Raw genomic sequence first — 18,968 nt, forward strand, 5'->3', positions numbered from 1 at the left:
CGCGCCGTCCGAGACGTCACAGTCTCGTGAGGATTGTGCGCGGCGCGCCTTTCACCTTTGCAACACCGGGCGCTCACATCGCACGCACACGAGGGTTCACACCCGGGGCAGCGACTCCACTCCGATGCCGCCCTCGATCGCCAGGATCCGGTGCAGTCGGGTGGCCACGAGCAGGCGCTGCATCTGCGGCGGTACGTCGCGCAGCACCAGGCGTCGGCCGCAGCGGCCGGCCCTGCGGTGGGCCCCCATGATCACCCCGAGTCCGGTGGCGTCCCAGGAGTCGAGCTCGGACAGGTCGAGCACGAGATCGCCGACTCCGTCGTCGACGGCCGAGTGCAGGACCGTACGGGCGTCCGCCGCGCTGCGGACGTCGAGGCGGCCCCCGACGACCAGCTCGACGTGGTCGCCCCTGATGAACATATGCGCTCCCCGTGGTGCGTCTCGTGCTCCGCGAATGTGATGTCCGGTGATGCAACCTCTGACTGCGCGAGGCGGTCAGAGGTTGCCGTCTGTAAGCGAACCGATACCGAATTCACCCCTCGGTGTGACACCTGAGGGGCGTAAGTGAATTCGGGCGTTGATCAGTACGTGTACCGGGTGGTGATCAGTACGTGTAGAAGCCCTGCCCGCTCTTGCGCCCGATGTCACCGGCGTCAACCATCCGGCGCATCAGCTCCGGCGGAGCGAACTTCTCGTCCTGGGACTCGGTGTAGATGTTGCCGGTGGCGTGCAGCAGGATGTCGACGCCGGTGAGGTCGGCCGTGGCGAGCGGGCCCATGGCGTGCCCGAAGCCCAGCTTGCAGGCGAGGTCGATGTCCTCGGCCGTGGCCACGCCCGACTCGTAGAGCTTGGTGGCCTCGACGACGAGGGCGGAGATGAGCCGGGTGGTGACGAAGCCGGCGACGTCCCGGTTGACGACGATGCAGGTCTTGCCGGTGGACTCGGCGAACTCCCGCGCGGTGGCGAGGGTTTCGTCGCTGGTCTTGTAGCCGCGGACCAGCTCGACGAGGTTCATCATCGGCACCGGCGAGAAGAAGTGCACGCCGACGACCCGCTCGGGGTGCTCGGTGGCCGCCGCGATCTTGGTGATCGGGATCGCGGAGGTGTTGGAGGCGAGGACGGTGTCCGGCCGCACGATCTTGTCGAGCGCGCGGAAGATCTCGTGCTTCACTTCCAGCTTCTCGAAGACCGCCTCGACGACGATGTCGGCGTCCGCCGCGGCGTCCAGATCCGTGGTCGCGGTGATCCGGCCGAGGGCGGCGTCGGCGTCGTGCGCCTCCATCTTGCCCTTGCTGACGAACTTGTCGTACGAGGCCTTGATGCCGTCGGTGCCACGCTTGAGAGCCTCGTCGGTGACGTCCCGCAGGACGACGTCCCAGCCCGCCTGAGCGGAGACCTGGGCGATCCCGGAACCCATCAAGCCGGCGCCGATGACGGCAAGCTTCCGTGCCACTGTTGTGACTCCCCTTTGTACGCCTTGCCCACTGTTGAGATTGCTTCTCCGGCGGACCTTAGCGTTCGTGAGGTGCTGTGTGACCGGTAAGTAATGCGCGTCACGTCTCATCTGACGGACATCACACCGGCAGACCTCACGCCGGGTCCCGTACGGCGTAGTTGAGCACCTTCTCGCTCAACAGCCCCTCGATCTCGTCCATCAGTACGAGCACCTCTCGGGACACTTCATCCGGATTGCGGCCCTTGACCATCTCACGCCCGATAACACCCATGACGGTGTGATGGATCCAGTTGAGCTGACCGGCCATCAGGGTGGGGACCGGGTCGTCGTCGGCGGCGGCGGTCTCCTCGCGCAGGGCCCTCTCCAGGTTCTCCTGGACCTCCTGCTGGATGCTCCACAGCCGGGACCGCAACGGCGGCGCGTCATGGATGACCCGCATGAACCGGTCGTAGCCCGCCATCAGCCCGACCCGGGGCGAGACCGCCTCGACCTCGTCGCGCAGTTCGCGCAGCAGCGCGGTGGCGGCCGACTCGCCGGCGTCCCGGCCGCGCACCCAGCGGGCGAGGCGGTCGACGACGCCCTTGCTGCGGTCGAGGAAGAGGTCCTCCTTGGTGGCGAAGTAGTTGTAGACGGTGTTGACGGAGACGTCGGCGGCCTCCGCCACGTCCGCGATGGTCACGTCCATGAAGCCGCGTTCCAGGAACAGCCCGGTGGCGATGTCCGAGATCCGCTGTCTCGTCTCGCGCTTCTTCCGCTCCCTGAGCCCTTCAACCATGGTCCACATCCTAGCTTCGCTGGGCTCTTTTAAACTTTGGAGTCATTGCAAAATTTAAGAGACTCTGTTTTTCTGGAGCCATGACCGTCATCAGTACGGCCGGACTGGCCCGTACCTTCCCGACCAAGCGCGGCCCCGTGGAGGCCGTGCGCGGCATCGACCTGACCGTCCGCGAGGGCGAGATCCTCGGCTTCCTCGGCCCGAACGGCGCCGGGAAGACCACCACCCTGCGCATGCTCACGACCTTGCTGAAACCCACCGGCGGGTCGGCCACCGTCGCAGGGCACGACCTCGCCACCGACCCCGCCGGAGTGCGCCGGGCCTGCGGATACGTCGCCCAGTCCGGCGGCGTCGACCCGCAGATCGGCGTGCGCGAGGAACTGGTCACCCAGGGCCGCCTGTACCGGCTGACCAAGCCCCGGGCCGCCGACCGCGCCGAGGAGTTGGCCCGCGACCTGGGCCTGACCGAGTTGCTCGACCGCAGGTGCGGGGAGTTGTCGGGCGGTCAGCGCCGCCGCCTGGACATCGCGATGGCGCTGACCCACCGCCCGAAGGTCCTCTTCCTCGACGAGCCGACCACGGGCCTCGACCCCGGCAGCCGTGCCGACCTGTGGGACCTGATCCGACGCCTGCGCGCCGAGCACGGCACGACCGTCTTCCTCACCACCCACTACCTCGACGAGGCCGACGCCCTCGCCGACCGCCTGGTGATCGTCGACCAGGGCGTGGTCGTGGCGGAGGGCACGCCGACCGCGCTCAAGCTGGAGTACGGCGGCTCGATCGACGCCACGCTCCAGGACACGTTCCTCGCCATCACCGGCCGCAGCGCACCTGAGGCCGACGCCGCCCCCGTAGCCGTATAGGACCCGCTTCATGCTTCTCCACGACACCGCGCTGATCTACGGCCGCTATCTGCGCCAGTCCCTGCGCTCCCGCTTCGCGCTGCTCTTCGGGGTGCTGATGCCGCTGCTGTACCTGTTGTTCTTCGGTCCCCTCCTGACCGATCTGCCGCTCGGCGGACAGGGCAGCTCGTGGCAGGTGCTGGTGCCGGGGCTGCTCCTCCAACTCGGGCTGTTCGGGGCCCTGTTCGCCGGATTCATGATCATCCTGGAGAAGGGCTCGGGCATCGTCGACCGGATGCGGGTCACGCCCGTCAGCCGGCTCGGGCTGCTGCTCGGGCGGGTGCTGCGGGACGCGACCGTCTTCGTCTTCCAGGCGGTGCTGCTGGTGCTGGCCGCGCTGGTGATGGGGCTGCGGGCACCGCTCGCCGGCATCCTGATCGGCTTCGCCTTCGTCGGGCTGCTCACCGTCTCGCTCGCCTCGCTGTCCTACGCGGTGGCGATGAAGGTCCGCACGCCTCAGGAGTTCGGTCCGCTGATCAACGCCGTGTCGATGCCGTCGATGCTGCTGTCCGGGCTGATGCTCCCGATGACCCTCGGCCCCGCCTGGCTGGACGTCCTCTCCCACTTCATGCCGTTCCGCTATCTGGTGGACGCGATGCGGGACGCGTACGTCGGTGAGTACACGACGCCGCACATGGCGTACGGCGTCCTGGTCGCCCTCGGCTTCTCGGCCCTCGCCGTGACAGTGGGCACACGCGTGTTCCGGACGGCCGGGGCGTAACTAGGCTGGTCGCATGGTCAATCTGACGCGCATCTACACCAGGACCGGCGACCAGGGCACCACCGCCCTCGGCGACATGAGCAGGGTCGCCAAGACCGATCTGCGGATCTCGGCGTACGCCGACGCCAACGAGGCGAACGCGGTGATCGGGACGGCGATCGCGCTCGGCGGGCTCGCCGAGGAGGTCGTGAAGGTCCTCACGCGCGTCCAGAACGACCTGTTCGACGTCGGCGCCGACCTGTCCACGCCCGTCGTCGAGAACCCGGAGTTCCCACCGCTGCGGGTCGAGCAGTTCTACATCGACAAGCTGGAAGCCGACTGCGACCACTTCAACGAGCGGTTGGAGAAGCTCCGGTCGTTCATCCTCCCGGGCGGCACGCCGGGCGCGGCCCTGCTGCACCAGGCCTGCACGGTCGTCCGCCGGGCGGAACGGTCGACGTGGGCGGCGCTGGAGGCCCACGGGGACGTCATGAACCCCCTGACCGCGACCTACCTCAACCGCCTGTCCGACCTGCTGTTCATCCTGGCGCGGACAGCGAACAAGGACGTCGGTGACGTGCTGTGGGTGCCCGGCGGGGAGCGCTAACCCTCGCGCTTGGGGAACAGCGTGTAACTGCCGGCGATGACGACGTTGATGCCGATCAGCCAGAGCATGCGCTGCTGCCACGCCTGGAGCGAATCGGTGTCGCCGGCGCCTCCGACGTACCAGATCGCGGCCTGGAGCAGGGCCATGGCGACCACCGCGGCGACGATCCAGCGGCCCGCGACCTTCCATTCGTGGACGGCGCGGGCCGTGCCGTACCTCGGCGGCCGCACCGGCGGCGGGCCGCCCGCGAAACGGTGGGCGAACCGGGCGTCGGCCCAGCGGATCGTGGAGTGGCCGAGCCCCACCGTGAAGCCGATGTAGACGGCGGCCAGGCCGTGCTTCCAGTCGGGTTCGGCGCCGTTGCGGAGGTCGATCGCGGTGACCGTGAACAGCACCACCTCCAGCAGCGGCTCGCACAGCAGCAGGGCCAGCCCGGTACGCGGCATCTTGAGCAGGTACCGGAAGCCCAGCCCTCCGACCAGCAGCACCCAGAACGCCACCTCGCAGGCGATGATCAACGCGACCAGCACGGCTCGCTCCTCACAGAAAAGTCCGTCACCCTTCCAGGCTCGGCCCGGATTCCCCCGCTTTCCTCGTCACCGACGACGAACTCGCCGTACATCGAAAGATGCAGTCCAGGACCGTCCCCGGGGATCAGGCGGGTGGCGCGGCGGCCGTGTTTCATAAGGACATGGCCGTACGACTCCCCCGCCCGCACCGCTTCGACGTGTACGTCGCGGCCGGCGGACTGCTCGGTGGTCTGCTGCTCGTGCTGCTGGGGCTCGGCACCCGGCGCTCGGACGACCCGATCACCCTCTTCGACGGCCCCTGGCCGGTGCTGCTGCCGCTCACCGTGCTGGCCGGCTGCGAACTGCTGCGCCGCACGGCACCGCGCGCGGCCCTGCTGACCGGCACGGTCGCGATCTGCGCGGACCTGACCACGCAGGGCAGCCTGGCGTCGGTGCTGATGTTCACCGACCTGGTCTACGCGGCCGTCCTGTACGGCCCGCTCGCCTCGGCCCGCCGCATCCAGTGGATCACCGGCCTGCTCACCGTGGTCGCGACGCTGGTGCCGTTCGCGGTGTGGCGGGTGCCGGAGGCGCTGCTGATCGGTGTGGTCGTCGGCGTCGTGGCGTACGGGCCCGCCGCCACCGGCTGGATCGTCCGCAACCACCGCGACGCCGCCGAGGCGGCCCGGCTGCGCGCCGAACAGACCGCACTGCTGGCCGAGATGGACCGCAACCAGGCCGTCGTCGCCGAACGCGCCCGGATGGCGCGGGAGTTGCACGACATGGTCGCCAACCACCTCTCCGCGATCGCGATCCACTCCACCGCCGCGCTGTCCCTGGACGACCCGAAGACCTCCGCGGAGGCCCTCGGCGTCATCCGCGAGAACAGCGTCAAGGGGCTGGAGGAGATGCGCCGGCTGATCGGCATCCTGCGCGACGGCGACGAGGAGCCGAGCGCGGTCCCGACCCTCGACGGCCTCAGCGCCCTCGTCGAGGACGCCCGCACCAACGGCCTCGACGTCACGCTGGACCCCGGGTACGGCACGACCGTGCCCGCCCCCGTAGAGCTCGCCGCCTATCGCATCGTCCAGGAGTCCTTGACCAACGCGCTCAAGCACGCCTGCCCCGGCCGGGTCACCGTCGCCCTGGCCCGGCGCGACGGTTCGCTCGACGTGCTCGTGAGCAGCCCGTACGGCCGTCGGGAGGGCCCGGGCGCCCCCGGTTCCGGCGCCAGCCTGGTCGGCATGCGGGAGCGGGTCGCGCTGCTGGGCGGCACCTTCGCGGCCGGCCCCGAGGGCGCCCTGTGGGCCGTACGCGCCACCCTCCCCCTCACCGATGGAGACCTCGCATGATTCGTGTGCTCGTCGCCGAGGACCAGTCCGCCGTGCGCGCCGGGCTCGTCCTGATCCTGCGCAGCGCCCCGGACATCGACGTGGTGGGCGAGGCCGCCGACGGGGAGCGGGCGGTGGCACTGGCCAGGGAGTTGCGGCCGGACCTCGTCCTGATGGACGTGCAGATGCCGCGTCTGGACGGGGTGTCGGCGACCCGGAAGGTCACGGAGGAGGGGCTCACGGACGTCCTCGTGCTGACCACCTTCGACCTCGACGAGTATGTGTTCGGGGCGCTGCGGGCGGGTGCGGCCGGGTTCCTGCTGAAGAACACGGAGGCGAAGGACCTCGTCGAGGCCGTGCGGACGGTGGCCCGGGGGGAGGGGATCGTGGCCCCGGCCGTCACCCGGCGCCTGATCACCGAGTTCGCGGCGAAGCCCGTACGGCAGTCGAGCGCGGACCCAGCGATCCTGGACTCCCTCACCCGCCGTGAACGCGAGGTGCTGTCCTGCCTCGGCGAGGGGCTGTCCAACGCGGACATCGCGGGCCGCCTCGACATGGCGGAGGCGACGGTAAAGACGCACGTCAGCCGTCTCCTGGGCAAGCTGGAGCTGCGGAGCCGGGTGCAAGCGGCCGTACTCGCGCAGGAGTTGGGTGTCTGAGCGGTTGCATACGAGAGTGGTCCAGACCTATTGACCCGTGGTCCAGACCTTTCTATTCTCGCGGCACCGTGGGCACGAAGGCTCAGTCGTGCCCCCATCCCCGAGAAGGAGGCGCGGTATGCGCTTCAGACACAGAGCCGCGGCAGGGTTCGCGACGCTGTTGCTCCCCTTCGCCGGACTGGTCGGGCTGGCCAGTCCCGCCCAGGCCGCGACGTCCGCGACCGCGACCTTCGCCAAGCCCCAGGACTGGGGCACCGGATTCGAAGGCAAGTGGACCGTCAAGAACACCGGCGACACCACCATCAGCTCCTGGACCGTGGAGTGGGACTACCCCTCCGGCACCTCGGTCACCTCCGCCTGGGACGCCGACGTCACCTCCTCCGGCACCCACTGGACCGCCAAGAACAAGTCCTGGAACGGCACCCTCGCCCCCGGCGCCTCCGTCTCCTTCGGCTTCAACGGCTCCGGCTCCGGCTCCCCCTCCAACTGCAAGCTGAACGGCGGCAGTTGCGACGGCGGCACCACCAACCCGAGCGACAGCGCGCCCAGCGCCCCCGGCACCCCGACCACGTCGAGCGTCACCGACACCTCGGTGAAGCTCTCCTGGAGCGCGGCCACCGACGACAAGGGCGTCAAGAACTACGACGTCCTGCGCAACGGCAGCAAGGTCGCGACGGTGACGACGACCTCGTACACCGACACCGGTCTGACCGCCGGCACCTCCTACTCCTACACGGTCCAGGCCCGCGACACCGCCGACCAGACCGGCCCGGTCAGCGGCGCGGTCTCGGTGACCACCACGGGCGGCGGCACCACCGACCCGGGCACCGGCGGCGACAAGGTCAAGCTCGGCTACTTCACCGAGTGGGGCGTCTACGGCCGCAACTACCACGTCAAGAACCTGGTGACCTCGGGCTCCGCCTCGAAGATCACGCACATCAACTACGCCTTCGGCAACGTCAAGGACGGCAAGTGCGTCGTCGACGACACCTACGCCGCCTACGACAAGGCCTACACCGCCGACCAGTCCGTCAGCGGCGTCGCCGACACCTGGGACCAGCCGCTGCGCGGCAACTTCAACCAACTGCGTGAGCTGAAGGCCAAGTACCCGAACATCAAGGTCCTCTACTCCTTCGGCGGCTGGACCTACTCCGGCGGCTTCGCCCAGGCCGCCGCCAACCCGGCCGCGTTCGCCGCGAGTTGCAAGTCCGTCATCGAGGACCCGCGCTGGGCGGACGTCTTCGACGGCATCGACATCGACTGGGAGTACCCGAACGCCTGCGGTCTGACCTGTGACACCTCCGGTGCCGCGGCCTTCAAGAACCTGGTGGCGGCGCTGCGTTCGGAGTTCGGCAGCGACTACCTCGTCACCGCCGCGATCACCGCGGACGCCTCCAGCGGCGGCAAGATCGACGCGGCCGACTACGGCGGCGCCTCGGCGTACCTCAACTGGTACAACGTGATGACGTACGACTACTTCGGCGCCTGGGACAAGACCGGCCCCACCGCCCCGCACTCCCCGCTCACCTCGTACTCCGGCATCCCGAAGGCCGGCTTCAACTCGGCCGACGCGATCGCCAAGCTGAAGGCGAAGGGCGTGCCGTCGAGCAAGCTCCTGCTCGGCATCGGCTTCTACGGCCGCGGCTGGACCGGCGTCACCCAGGCCGCCCCCGGCGGCACGGCGACCGGACCGGCGACCGGCACCTACGAGGCGGGCATCGAGGACTACAAGGTCCTCAAGACGTCCTGCCCCGCCACCGGCACCGTCGGCGGCACCGCGTACGCCTACTGCGGCAGCAACTGGTGGTCGTACGACACCCCCGCCACCATCGGCACCAAGATGGCCTGGGCCAAGAGCCAGGGTCTCGGCGGCGCCTTCTTCTGGGAGTTCAGCGGCGACAGCTCCAACGGTGAGCTGGTGAGCGCCATCAACAGCGGGCTCAGCTAGCGGTACCCGTACTACGCGACATTGACGCGCTGACCGGGCGGGGCTGCCTCAAGCCACGCGAGAAAACCGGTCAGCGCGTCTTCGCTCATGGCGAGCTCAAGGCGCGTGCCCCGGTGCAGGCAGGTGAGGACGACGGCGTCGGAGAGCAACGCCAGCTCCTCCTCGCCCTCGGGCAGCCGGCGTCCCGCGACCTCGATCGCGGCGCGCTCCAGGACGCGGCGCGGGCGGTAGGCGTAGGAGAAGACGCGATACCACTCGATGCGGTCGCCGTTGTAGCGGGCTACGCCGTAGCTCCAGCCTTTGCCGCTGGTGTCGGTTTTCTCCGGGACGTCCCAGCGCAGGGAACAGTCGAAGGTGCCGCCCGAGCGCTGGATCAGTCTGCGGCGCAGGCCGAAGACGAACAGCCCGAGCACCACCAGGGCGACCACGATTCCGCACACAGTCAGAGCGAGGACCATCGACACCGACCTCCTCGTCTACTCGGTAACGGAATGGAAAAAACATCCACATTTGCCTCAGCCGCGACCGGGGCCGGATTTCTCCGGTCCCAGCCGCGGCTGAGTGACGTCATACGGTCTTGCGCAGGCTAGCGCGTCGCCGCCGCACGGATGCGTACGTCCGCGCGACGCTCGGCGGCGGCGTCACCCTCCGCCTTCGCGCGCTCCAGCTCACGCTCGGCGCGCTGGACATCGATCTCGTCCGACAGCTCGGCGATCTCGGCCAGCAGCGACAGCTTGTTGTCGGCGAACGAGATGAAACCGCCGTGCACCGCGGCGACGACCGTTCCACCGTCACTCGTACGGATGGTCACCGGGCCCGACTCCAGCACACCGAGCAGCGGCTGGTGACCGGGCATGACGCCGATGTCGCCGGACGTGGTGCGCGCGACGACCAGGGTGGCCTCGCCGGACCAGACCTCTCGGTCGGCCGCGACCAGCGCGACGTGCAGCTCAGCAGCCAAGGTGGCTCCTCGGGTCACCACCCGGCGGTTCTGCCGGGTGTGGGTTACAAGTCTAGTAGGCGTGAAAGAGGGGGCGGGACGTGCCCCGCCCCCTCAGGTGTGAGCCACAGGGCTCACTTCGAACTCGGTTGAGTTCAGGAGACGCCGAGCTCCTTGGCGTTGGCCTTCAGGTCCTCGATGCCACCGCACAGGAAGAACGCCTGCTCCGGGAAGTGGTCGTACTCGCCGTCGATGATCGCGTTGAAGGCCGCGATCGACTCGTCCAGCGGGACGTCCGACCCGTCGACGCCGGTGAACTGCTTGGCGACGTGGGTGTTCTGGGACAGGAAGCGCTCCACGCGACGGGCACGGTGGACGGTGAGCTTGTCCTCTTCGCCCAGCTCGTCGATACCGAGGATCGCGATGATGTCCTGAAGGTCCTTGTACTTCTGCAGGACCGTCTTGACGCGCATCGCGGTGTTGTAGTGGTCCGCCGCGATGTACCGCGGGTCGAGGATGCGGGACGTCGAGTCCAGCGGGTCCACGGCCGGGTAGATGCCCTTCTCGGAGATCGGACGGGAGAGAACCGTCGTCGCGTCGAGGTGGGCGAAGGTGGTGGCCGGGGCCGGGTCGGTCAGGTCGTCCGCGGGGACGTAGATCGCCTGCATCGAGGTGATCGAGTGACCACGGGTCGAGGTGATGCGCTCCTGGAGGAGACCCATCTCGTCGGCCAGGTTCGGCTGGTAACCCACCGCGGAGGGCATACGGCCGAGCAGGGTCGACACCTCGGAACCGGCCTGCGTGAAGCGGAAGATGTTGTCGATGAAGAACAGCACGTCCTGCTTCTGCACATCGCGGAAGTACTCCGCCATGGTCAGACCGGCGAGGGCCACGCGCAGACGGGTGCCCGGGGGCTCGTCCATCTGGCCGAAGACCAGGGCGGTCTTGTCGATGACGCCCGAGTCGGCCATCTCCTCGATGAGGTCGTTGCCCTCACGGGTGCGCTCACCGACACCGGCGAACACGGAGACACCGTCGTGGTTGTTGGCGACGCGGTAGATCATCTCCTGGATGAGCACCGTCTTGCCGACGCCGGCACCACCGAACAGACCGATCTTTCCACCCTTGACGTACGGGGTGAGAAGGTCGATGACCTTGACGCCGGTCTCGAACATCTCGGTCTTCGACTCGAGCTCGTCGAAGTTCGGGGCCTTGCGGTGGATGCCCCAGCGCTCGCCCTCGTACTGCTCGTCGACGTTCAGCACCTCACCGAGGGTGTTGAACACCTTGCCCTTGGTGAAGTCGCCGACCGGCACGGTGATGGAGGCACCCGTGTCGGTCACCGGGGCCTGGCGGACCAGACCGTCGGTGGGCTGCATCGAGATGGTGCGGACCAGGCCGTCACCCAGGTGCTGGGCGACCTCCAGGGTCAGCGTCTTCTTCGCGCCGTCCTGGGCCGGGTCGGCCACCTCGACGTGAAGGGCGTTGTAGATGTCGGGCATCGCGTCGACGGGGAACTCCACGTCGACGACCGGGCCGATGACCCGGGCGACGCGGCCCGTGGCCGTCGCGGTCTCAACAGTGGTGGTCATTAGCGGTCACTCCCCGCGGTCGCGTCGGCCAGGGCTGCGGAGCCTCCGACGATCTCGCTGATTTCCTGGGTGATTTCGGCCTGGCGGGCCGCGTTGGCAAGCCGGGAGAGCGTCGTGATGAGCTCTCCGGCGTTGTCGGTGGCCGACTTCATCGCGCGGCGGGTGGCGGCGTGCTTGGAGGCAGCCGACTGGAGCAGCGCGTTGTAGATACGGCTTTCGACGTACCGCGGCAGAAGGGCGTCGAGGACGTCCTCAGCCGACGGCTCGAAGTCGTACAGCGGAAGGATCTCGCCCTTGGGCGCCTCCGCCGCAACCTCTTCGAGGCTGAGCGGCAGCAGACGGCTGTCGATCGCCGTCTGCGTCATCATCGAGACGAACTCGGTGTAGACGATGTGGAGTTCATCCACGCCGCCCTCGGCCGTGTCCTTCTCGATGGCCTCGATCAGCGGGCCCGCGACCTTCTTCGCGTCCGCGTACGAGGGCTCGTCGGTGAAGCCCGACCACGACTCCACGACCTTGCGCTCGCGGAAGTTGTAGTGGGCCAGACCGCGCCGGCCGACGATGTACGTGTCGACCTGCTTGCCCTCGGCCTCGAGACGCGCGGTCAGCTGCTCCGCGGCCTTGATGGCGTTGGCGTTGAAGGCGCCGGCGAGACCACGGTCGCTCGTCAGGAGCAGCACCGCGGATCGCACGACCGTCTCGGCCTGCGTGGTCAGCGGGTGCTTCGTGTTCGAGCCGGTACCGACCGCCGTGACCGCGCGGGTGAGCTCGGTCGCGTACGGCGTGGAGGCCGCCACCTTGCGCTGCGCCTTGACGACGCGCGAGGCGGCGATCATCTCCATCGCCTTGGTGATCTTCTTGGTCGCGGTGACGGATCGGATGCGACGCTTGTAGACCCGGAGCTGGGCTCCCATGAGTCAGGTCCCTTCCTTACGTCACTTGGCGGCGGCCGGGGCGTCCTCGCCGAGAAGCTTGCCGTCCGAGGTCTCGAACTGCTTCTTGAACTCGGCGATGGCGTCGGCAACAGCGGTGAGGGTGTCGTCCGACATCTTGCCGCCCTCCTTGATGGAGGTCATGAGGCCCTGCTCCTTGCGGTGCAGGTACTCAAGCAGCTCCTTCTCGAAGCGGCGGATGTCGGCGACCGGGACGTCGTCCATCTTGCCGGTGGTACCGGCCCACACGGAGACGACCTGGTCCTCGGTCGGCATCGGCTGGTACTGCGGCTGCTTGAGCAGCTCGACCAGACGCTGACCGCGCTCCAGCTGGGACTTCGACGCGGCGTCCAGGTCGGAACCGAAGGCGGCGAACGCCTCCAGCTCGCGGTACTGGGCCAGGTCGAGGCGCAGTCGGCCGGAGACCTGCTTCATCGCCTTGTGCTGCGCGGAACCACCGACTCGGGAGACGGAGATACCGACGTTCAGCGCGGGGCGCTGACCGGCGTTGAACAGGTCCGACTCCAGGAAGCACTGGCCGTCGGTGATGGAGATGACGTTGGTCGGGATGAACGCGGAGACGTCGTTGGCCTTCGTCTCGACGATCGGCAGACCCGTCATGGAACCGGCGCCCAGCTCGTCGGAGAGCTTCGCGCAGCGCTCCAGGAGACGGGAGTGCAGGTAGAAGACGTCACCCGGGTAGGCCTCACGGCCCGGCGGGCGGCGCAGCAGCAGGGACACGGCGCGGTAGGCGTCGGCCTGCTTCGAGAGGTCGTCGAAGATGATGAGGACGTGCTTGCCCTCGTACATCCACTGCTGGCCGATGGCCGAACCGGTGTACGGCGCCAGGTACTTGAAGCCGGCCGGGTCGGACGCCGGGGCGGCGACGATGGTCGTGTACTCCAGCGCGCCGGCCTCTTCGAGGGCGCCACGCACGGAGGCGATGGTCGAGCCCTTCTGGCCGATGGCGACGTAGACGCAGCGGACCTGCTTCGACGGGTCGCCGGAGCGCCAGTTGTCGCGCTGGTTGATGATCGTGTCGACGGCCAGGGCGGTCTTGCCGGTCTGGCGGTCGCCGATGATCAGCTGACGCTGGCCACGGCCGATCGGGGTCATCGCGTCGACGGCCTTGTAGCCGGTCTCCATCGGCTCGTGCACCGACTTACGGGCCATGACGCCCGGAGCCTGCAGCTCAAGGGCGCGACGACCGCTGGTCTCGATCTCGCCGAGGCCGTCGATCGGGTTGCCGAGCGGGTCGACGACGCGGCCGAGGTAGCCCTCGCCGACGGCCACGGAGAGAACCTCACCGGTACGGGATACCGGCTGACCCTCCTCGATGCCGCTGAACTCACCGAGGACGATGGCGCCGATCTCGCGCTCTTCCAGGTTGAGCGCGAGGCCGAGGGTGCCGTCCTCGAACTTCAGCAGTTCGTTGGCCATGGCCGAGGGCAGACCCTCGACCTTCGCGATGCCGTCGCCGGCAAGGGTGACCGTACCGACCTCCTCGCGCGAGGCCGCGTCCGGCTTGTACGACTGGACGAAGTTCTCCAGCGCGTCCCGGATCTCCTCCGGCCGGATCGTGAGCTCCGCCATCTGGGTTCCCTGCTCTCCTTGTTGGGCCCGAAGTTTCACTTTGGGGGTCTGGGGGCGACCCCCAGGATTCTTCATGTACGGCCCAACCAGGGCCGTCGTAAGTACGTACTGCTATGAAGTTGCTGCTCAGCCCGCCAGGCGGCGGCCGGCGTCCTCGATGCGGTCCGCGATGGAGCCGTTGATGACCTCGTCACCGACCTGAACGCGGATACCGCCGAGGACCTCGGGGTCCACGTCGATGTTCAGGTGGACCGGGTGGCCGTAGAGCTTCCCGAGTGCGGCGCCCAGGCGCTGCTTCTGCGCGTCGCTCAGCGGTACCGCCGAGGTGACGACGGCGACCAGGCGGTTGCGTCGGTCCGCGGCGAGCTTGGACAGGGACTCCAGTCCCGCTTCCAGGCTACGTCCCCGCGGCGCGGTCACAAGACGCGTCACCAGACGCTCGGTGGCAGCGTCGGCACGACCGCCGAGCAGGCTGCGCAGCAGCTCGCCCTTGGCCGAACCGGTCGCGGCGCGGTCGGTCAGCGCGGCCCGCAGCTCGGTGTTCGAGGCGACGATCCGGCCGAACCGGAACAGCTCGTCCTCCACGTCGTCGAGCGCGCCGGACTGCTGCGCGGCGGTGAGGTCGGCGAGAACCGCCAGCTCCTCAAGGGCGTCCACCAGGTCGCGCGACTGCGACCAGCGGGAGCGCACCATGCCGGACACCAGGTCCGCGGTCTCGCCGCCGACCTGGCCGCCGAGGAGACGCCGGGCCAGTTCGGCCTTGGCCTCGCCGGCCTGCGCCGGGTCGGTCAGGACCCGACGCAGCGACACCTCGCGGTCGAGCAGCGCGGTGACGGCGGCCAGTTCGTCGGCGAGCGTGCGGGCGTTCACGGACGTGTTGTCCGTCAGCGCGTCCAGACGCTCACGTGCGGCTGCCAGGGCCTCGCGGCTCGCTCCGTTCATCGCGCGGCCTCGGCCTTCTCCTCGAGCTCGTCGAGGAAGCGGTCGATCACGCGGCTCTGCCGGGCGTGGTCCTCGAGGGACTCACCGACGAGCTTGCCGGCCAGGTCGGTGGCGAGCTTGCCGACGTCCTGGCGGAGCGCGGACGAGGCGGCCTTGCGGTCGGCCTCGATCTGCGCGTGACCGGCGGCGATGATCTCCTCACGCTGCCGCTGGCCTTCCGCGCGCATCTCGGCGATGAGCGTGGCGCCCTGCTCCTGCGCCTCCTGGCGCAGGCGCGCGGCCTCGTGGCGGGCCTCGGCGAGCTGGGCCTTGTACTGCTCAAGGACGCTCTGGGCCTCGGTCTGTGCGGCCTCGGCCTTCTCGATACCGCCCTCGATGGCCTCGCGCCGCTCTTCCAGAACCTTGTTGATGGTCGGGAGGAGCTTCTTGGCGAGGAAGCCGAAGACGATGACGAAGGCGATCAGGCCGATGACGAGCTCCGGCCACGGCGGAATGAGGGGGTTTTCCTTCTCCGCCTCGGCCGCCAGCTGAACCAGTGCGTGGTTCACATCAGTGCCTTTCGTCTAATTACGGCTGGTCGTCTGGTTCGTCTTAGTAGACGAACGGCATGACCAGACCGATGAGGGCGAGCGCCTCACAGAAGGCGAAGCCGAGGATCTGGTTGGCGCGGATGAGGCCGGCCGCCTCGGGCTGGCGGGCGAGGGCCTGCGTGCCGTTACCGAAGATGATGCCGACGCCGACGCCCGGGCCGATCGCGGCGAGGCCGTAACCGATGGAGCCGAGGTTGCCTTCGACCGCAGCGAGGGTCTGGAGAGCGGACATGCCGGTTCTTCCTTCTCTTTCAGTGACCGGTGGGGGTTGGCCACCGGATGTCTCTAGGGGGTGTCGCGGGGGCGGTGCTCAGTGGTGCTCGGCGAGCGCGCCCTGGATGAAGGTGCAGGTCAGGAGGACGAAGACGTACGCCTGAACCGCCTGGATGAACAGCTCGAAGGCGGTCATGATGATGACCATCACGAACGACACGGCGGAGTAGGCGATGCCGATGCCGTTGAGCATGTACCAGCTGGCGATCGTGAAGAGCAGCAGCAGGGTGTGACCGGCGAACATGTTCGCGAACAGTCGCACCGCGTGCGTGAACGGACGGACGATCAGGTTCGAGAAGAACTCGATGGTCATGGCCAGCGGGAGCACCGGGCCCAGCGACTTGTCGTAGCCGGTGAAGTTCTTGAAGGCGCCCACGAAGCCGTGCCGCTTGAAGGTGAGCGAGACCCAGGTGACGTAGACGATCGCGGCCAGTACGGCGGGGTAGGCGATGATCGATGTCACCGGGAAGGACGCCACCGGCACGATGGACCAGAGGTTCATGATCCAGATGAAGAAGAACAGCGAGACGGCGAGCGGAACGTACTTCTCGCCCTCCTTCTTGCCGATCGTCTCGTAGACGATGCCGCGGCGTACGAAGTCGTAGCCGGCCTCGGCGACCATCTGGAGCTTGCCCGGGACCAGCTTCGGCTTGGCGAAGGCGGACCAGAAGAAGCCCACGATGATGATGGAGCCCAGGAGGGCCAGCAGCATCGGCTTGTTGAAGTACGCGCCGTTGCCGTCGGCGTCGCCCCACAGCGGCTCGAACATGAACGAGTGCAGGCCCGGAGCCGGGAAGCCACACCCGTCGAACAGGTGACAGCTCGTGTCGAAAGCGAGCGTCTGCGTCGGGTCAGCACTCACCGCGGGCTCCTTCATCGTGGCGCATAGGTACGGCAACCTCGTTGTGTCGGCGCGGCGCAGGGCCGCGGTTCGGCACGGGACTGGTGTTACGGATGTGGGGGCGGCTGGGGGGCATCTCGCCTCGCGAGTGAGATCGAGCAGGCGTCAGCTCAGATGCCCGCGCCCGCGATGCCGCAGTTGGCACCGGACGATAGCAGGACTTCTCGTGCCCCTTTATCCCGCCCCTACCCCTCACGACGAGTGCCCCGATTTTTCGGGCTTGTTACCCGAATCGGGCTCGACGTAAAGGATCTTGGACTTCATGTGGGCACGTGTCTGCGCGGCGATCCAGGCGAGGGTGCCGGCGACCAGAGTCAGTGCGAAAGCCTTGGGGTTGAACAACGTCGTGTTCTTGAAAGCAGCGACGAACACGAACAGCAGCAGGATCTGAGCCGCGTAGAGCATCAGGCCCATCGCCTGGAACAGGTGCGGAAGCGATTTGGCAGTGCGCTGCAGTACGTAGAGACCGATTCCCATGAACAGGATCACGATCAGCGTCGCGACGCCGGCCCCGATCGCCCCTTTGCCGCCGGCGACCACACCACTGACGACGGCGGCAATCGCGCCGACGGCAGCTGTGGGCACAGCAGCCTGGGCCAGGATCCGGACGTCGTTGGACGGCATGGCGGCAACTCCGCTTTCAAAGGGGGAAGGGGTGTCGTCATGGACGAGCGTAGTCCCGGGTCGAGAGGGGACCTCACACCAATGGACCGTCGCACTACGGTCCTTCGGCTCTATCCCGGGTTCTCGTGAACCGTATCACAAACTATTTGATGAGGTCTTTACCTGGTTGGTGTGCTCGCTGTCACACATGAGAGTGACAGTGCGCGTCTGTGCAAGAACACGGCCAAAATGTCTGGTATTGGGGCGCTTTGCACCCCCAACTCACTCCCACGACTTGGCAATGCTCTAGTCAGATTCTTACCTTGCCGCGTCAGCGCGACGATTCAGCTTTCCGCCGGTCCAGGAAGCGCGAACGGGCGCCGATGGCGGTCGCCCCGTTGACGCCGGACACCCCGACCGCGACCGGAGTGCGCTCTTCCTCCTCCGCCTCGGCGGAGACCGGCTCGGCGACCGGAGCGGATTCCGCAACGGCCTTGCCGCGACGGCGATATCGCGGCGGCACGAAGGCCTGCGCCCACATCGGGGCACGCGGCGTGAAGCGCGGCAGCAGCAGGAGCAGCAGCCCGATCGCCGAGAGGATCACCACACCGAGCACGATCCACATGGACGCGGAGTTCACGGAGTAGGCGAGGGCACCGAACGCGATCAGCGCCGACCAGAAGTACATGATCAGGACGGCCCTGCTGTGCGAGTGCCCGATCTCCAGCAGCCGGTGGTGCAGATGCCCCCGGTCGGCCGCGAACGGCGACTGACCGCGCCAGGTGCGCCGCACGATCGCCAGCACGAGGTCGGCGGCCGGGATGGCGATGATGGTCAGCGGCAGCAGCAGCGGGATGTAGACCGGCACCGTCTGGTGCACCGCCGCCTTCTCGGACCCGGCGAACAGCTTCAACGCGTCCGGGTCGACCTGTCCGGTGATGGAGATCGCGCCGGCGGCCAGCACCAGCCCGATCAGCATCGAGCCCGAGTCGCCCATGAAGATCCGCGCGGGGTGCATGTTGTGCGGCAGGAAGCCCAGGCACATGCCCATGAGGATCGCCGAGAACAGCGTCGCCGGAGCGGCGGCCTCGATGCCGTACGACACCCAGACGCGGTAGGCGTAAAGGAAGAACGCGGCCGACGCGATGCAGACCATGCCGGCCGCGAGACCGTCGAGGCCGTCCACGAAGTTGACCGCGTTGATGGTGATGACCACCAGCGCCACCGTCAGCAGGGTGCCCTGCCACTGGGTCAGCGCGACCGAGCCGAAGCCCGGGATGGGCAGCCACAGGATCGTCAGACCCTGCATGACCATCACGCCGGCGGCGATCATCTGCCCGCCGAGCTTGATCAGGGCGTCGATCTCGAACTTGTCGTCCAGGACGCCGATCAGCCAGATCAGGGCGGCGCCGGAGAGCAGCGCACGCGGCTCGTTGGACTGGGAGAAGACCCCGTTGAGGTTGGTGAGGTGGTCGGCGACCAGCAGTCCGGCGCACAGGCCGAAGAACATGGCGATACCGCCGAGCCGCGGAGTCGGTTCCCGGTGCACGTCACGGGCCCTGATCTCCGGCATCGCTCCGGCCACGATCGCGAACTTCCGTACCGGCCCTGTCAGCAGATACGTCACCGCGGCCGTGATGCAGAGCGTCAGCAGGTATTCACGCACAGGCTTCCCCACAGGTCTCGCTGGCCATCTCAGCCCCACACCCTAGCGA

The 18,968-nt window shown here is 68.2% G+C and carries 21 protein-coding genes; 6 read left to right on the forward strand and 15 right to left on the reverse strand.

The features are described 5' to 3' along the window. Positions 1-96: 96 nt before the first annotated feature. The 3 genes from ACIHIX_RS00520 to ACIHIX_RS00530 form a co-directional block, all read right to left on the reverse strand. Positions 97-420 carry an STAS domain-containing protein gene (locus tag ACIHIX_RS00520; protein ID WP_059192313.1) on the reverse strand — a complete coding sequence of 108 codons (324 nt, stop codon included), beginning with the start codon at positions 418-420 and terminating at the stop codon, positions 97-99. A gap of 184 nt (positions 421-604) precedes the next feature. Next, positions 605-1,453, reverse strand: a complete 849-nt coding sequence (locus tag ACIHIX_RS00525; RefSeq protein ID WP_399948230.1) for a 3-hydroxyacyl-CoA dehydrogenase family protein — start codon at positions 1,451-1,453, stop codon at positions 605-607. Positions 1,454-1,589: 136 nt separating this feature from the next. After that, entirely contained in the window at positions 1,590-2,231 is a 642-nt protein-coding gene (locus ACIHIX_RS00530; protein ID WP_399948232.1) for a TetR/AcrR family transcriptional regulator, read from the reverse strand. An 80-nt stretch (positions 2,232-2,311) separates the two neighbouring features. Here ACIHIX_RS00530 and ACIHIX_RS00535 point away from each other — a divergent pair, with 80 nt between their 5' ends. The 3 genes from ACIHIX_RS00535 to ACIHIX_RS00545 are packed head-to-tail and all read left to right on the forward strand — an operon-like array spanning position 2,312 to position 4,440. Continuing rightward, complete coding sequence (locus ACIHIX_RS00535) at positions 2,312-3,094, forward strand: ABC transporter ATP-binding protein (protein WP_399948234.1); 783 nt, start codon at positions 2,312-2,314, stop codon at positions 3,092-3,094. A 10-nt stretch (positions 3,095-3,104) separates the two neighbouring features. Then, positions 3,105-3,854 (forward strand): ABC transporter permease, encoded by a 750-nt coding sequence (locus tag ACIHIX_RS00540; RefSeq protein WP_399948236.1) that lies wholly within the window; start codon positions 3,105-3,107, stop codon positions 3,852-3,854. A gap of 13 nt (positions 3,855-3,867) precedes the next feature. Beyond that, positions 3,868-4,440, forward strand: coding sequence for a cob(I)yrinic acid a,c-diamide adenosyltransferase (locus ACIHIX_RS00545; protein ID WP_399948238.1), 573 nt, complete (start codon positions 3,868-3,870; stop codon positions 4,438-4,440). Here the strand turns inward: ACIHIX_RS00545 and ACIHIX_RS00550 are convergent. After that, on the reverse strand, positions 4,437-4,970 hold the full coding sequence (locus ACIHIX_RS00550) for a hypothetical protein (RefSeq protein WP_399948240.1): 534 nt from the start codon (positions 4,968-4,970) through the stop codon (positions 4,437-4,439). The two genes, ACIHIX_RS00545 and ACIHIX_RS00550, sit on opposite strands and share 4 nt — an antisense overlap. Positions 4,971-5,131: 161 nt before the next feature. Between ACIHIX_RS00550 and ACIHIX_RS00555 the strand changes: the two genes are divergently transcribed. The 3 genes from ACIHIX_RS00555 to ACIHIX_RS00565 all read left to right on the forward strand — a co-directional run bounded on the left by ACIHIX_RS00555 (position 5,132) and on the right by ACIHIX_RS00565 (position 8,887). Continuing rightward, positions 5,132-6,301, forward strand: a complete 1,170-nt coding sequence (locus ACIHIX_RS00555) for a sensor histidine kinase (protein WP_399948242.1) — start codon at positions 5,132-5,134, stop codon at positions 6,299-6,301. Beyond that, positions 6,298-6,939 carry a response regulator gene (locus tag ACIHIX_RS00560; protein WP_399948243.1) on the forward strand — a complete coding sequence of 214 codons (642 nt, stop codon included), beginning with the start codon at positions 6,298-6,300 and terminating at the stop codon, positions 6,937-6,939. Before ACIHIX_RS00555 ends, ACIHIX_RS00560 begins: the two co-directional genes overlap by 4 nt. A 118-nt stretch (positions 6,940-7,057) precedes the next feature. Further along, positions 7,058-8,887, forward strand: a complete 1,830-nt coding sequence (locus ACIHIX_RS00565; RefSeq protein WP_399948245.1) for a glycosyl hydrolase family 18 protein — start codon at positions 7,058-7,060, stop codon at positions 8,885-8,887. Positions 8,888-8,898: 11 nt separating this feature from the next. Here ACIHIX_RS00565 and ACIHIX_RS00570 read toward each other — a convergent pair whose 3' ends face one another. The 11 genes from ACIHIX_RS00570 to ACIHIX_RS00620 all read right to left on the reverse strand — a co-directional run bounded on the left by ACIHIX_RS00570 (position 8,899) and on the right by ACIHIX_RS00620 (position 18,919). After that, a complete protein-coding gene (locus ACIHIX_RS00570; RefSeq protein WP_329334657.1) occupies positions 8,899-9,345 on the reverse strand; it encodes a DUF2550 domain-containing protein in 447 nt (148 codons plus the stop codon). Between the two features lie 128 nt (positions 9,346-9,473). Further along, entirely contained in the window at positions 9,474-9,848 is a 375-nt protein-coding gene (locus ACIHIX_RS00575; RefSeq protein ID WP_046262507.1) for a F0F1 ATP synthase subunit epsilon, read from the reverse strand. A 134-nt stretch (positions 9,849-9,982) separates the two neighbouring features. Further along, complete coding sequence (atpD, locus tag ACIHIX_RS00580) at positions 9,983-11,419, reverse strand: F0F1 ATP synthase subunit beta (RefSeq protein WP_399948248.1); 1,437 nt, start codon at positions 11,417-11,419, stop codon at positions 9,983-9,985. Next, positions 11,419-12,333 carry a F0F1 ATP synthase subunit gamma gene (locus tag ACIHIX_RS00585; protein WP_399948250.1) on the reverse strand — a complete coding sequence of 305 codons (915 nt, stop codon included), beginning with the start codon at positions 12,331-12,333 and terminating at the stop codon, positions 11,419-11,421. The genes atpD and ACIHIX_RS00585 overlap by 1 nt, the downstream gene beginning before the upstream one ends. Before the next feature lie 21 nt (positions 12,334-12,354). Further along, entirely contained in the window at positions 12,355-13,944 is a 1,590-nt protein-coding gene (gene atpA, locus ACIHIX_RS00590; protein ID WP_399948252.1) for a F0F1 ATP synthase subunit alpha, read from the reverse strand. Between the two features lie 126 nt (positions 13,945-14,070). Beyond that, positions 14,071-14,886, reverse strand: coding sequence for a F0F1 ATP synthase subunit delta (locus ACIHIX_RS00595; RefSeq protein WP_399948253.1), 816 nt, complete (start codon positions 14,884-14,886; stop codon positions 14,071-14,073). Then, on the reverse strand, positions 14,883-15,434 hold the full coding sequence (locus ACIHIX_RS00600) for a F0F1 ATP synthase subunit B (RefSeq protein WP_399948254.1): 552 nt from the start codon (positions 15,432-15,434) through the stop codon (positions 14,883-14,885). The genes ACIHIX_RS00595 and ACIHIX_RS00600 overlap by 4 nt, the downstream gene beginning before the upstream one ends. 43 nt (positions 15,435-15,477) lie before the next feature. Then, the gene (gene atpE / locus ACIHIX_RS00605) at positions 15,478-15,708 is read right to left on the reverse strand and encodes an ATP synthase F0 subunit C (RefSeq protein ID WP_006381669.1); all 231 of its coding nucleotides are present in this window, start codon (positions 15,706-15,708) and stop codon (positions 15,478-15,480) included. 78 nt (positions 15,709-15,786) lie between these two features. Next, positions 15,787-16,626, reverse strand: coding sequence for a F0F1 ATP synthase subunit A (gene atpB / locus ACIHIX_RS00610; RefSeq protein ID WP_165951172.1), 840 nt, complete (start codon positions 16,624-16,626; stop codon positions 15,787-15,789). Positions 16,627-16,842: 216 nt separating this feature from the next. Continuing rightward, the gene (locus tag ACIHIX_RS00615) at positions 16,843-17,274 is read right to left on the reverse strand and encodes a hypothetical protein (protein WP_109496059.1); all 432 of its coding nucleotides are present in this window, start codon (positions 17,272-17,274) and stop codon (positions 16,843-16,845) included. 310 nt (positions 17,275-17,584) lie between these two features. Then, positions 17,585-18,919: an MraY family glycosyltransferase gene (locus ACIHIX_RS00620; protein WP_399948257.1), complete on the reverse strand. Its 1,335-nt coding sequence runs from the start codon at positions 18,917-18,919 to the stop codon at positions 17,585-17,587. Positions 18,920-18,968: the final 49 nt, after the last annotated feature.

This window comes from Streptomyces sp. NPDC051913 (assembly GCF_044593635.1).
Classification (GTDB): Bacteria; Actinomycetota; Actinomycetes; order Streptomycetales; family Streptomycetaceae; genus Streptomyces.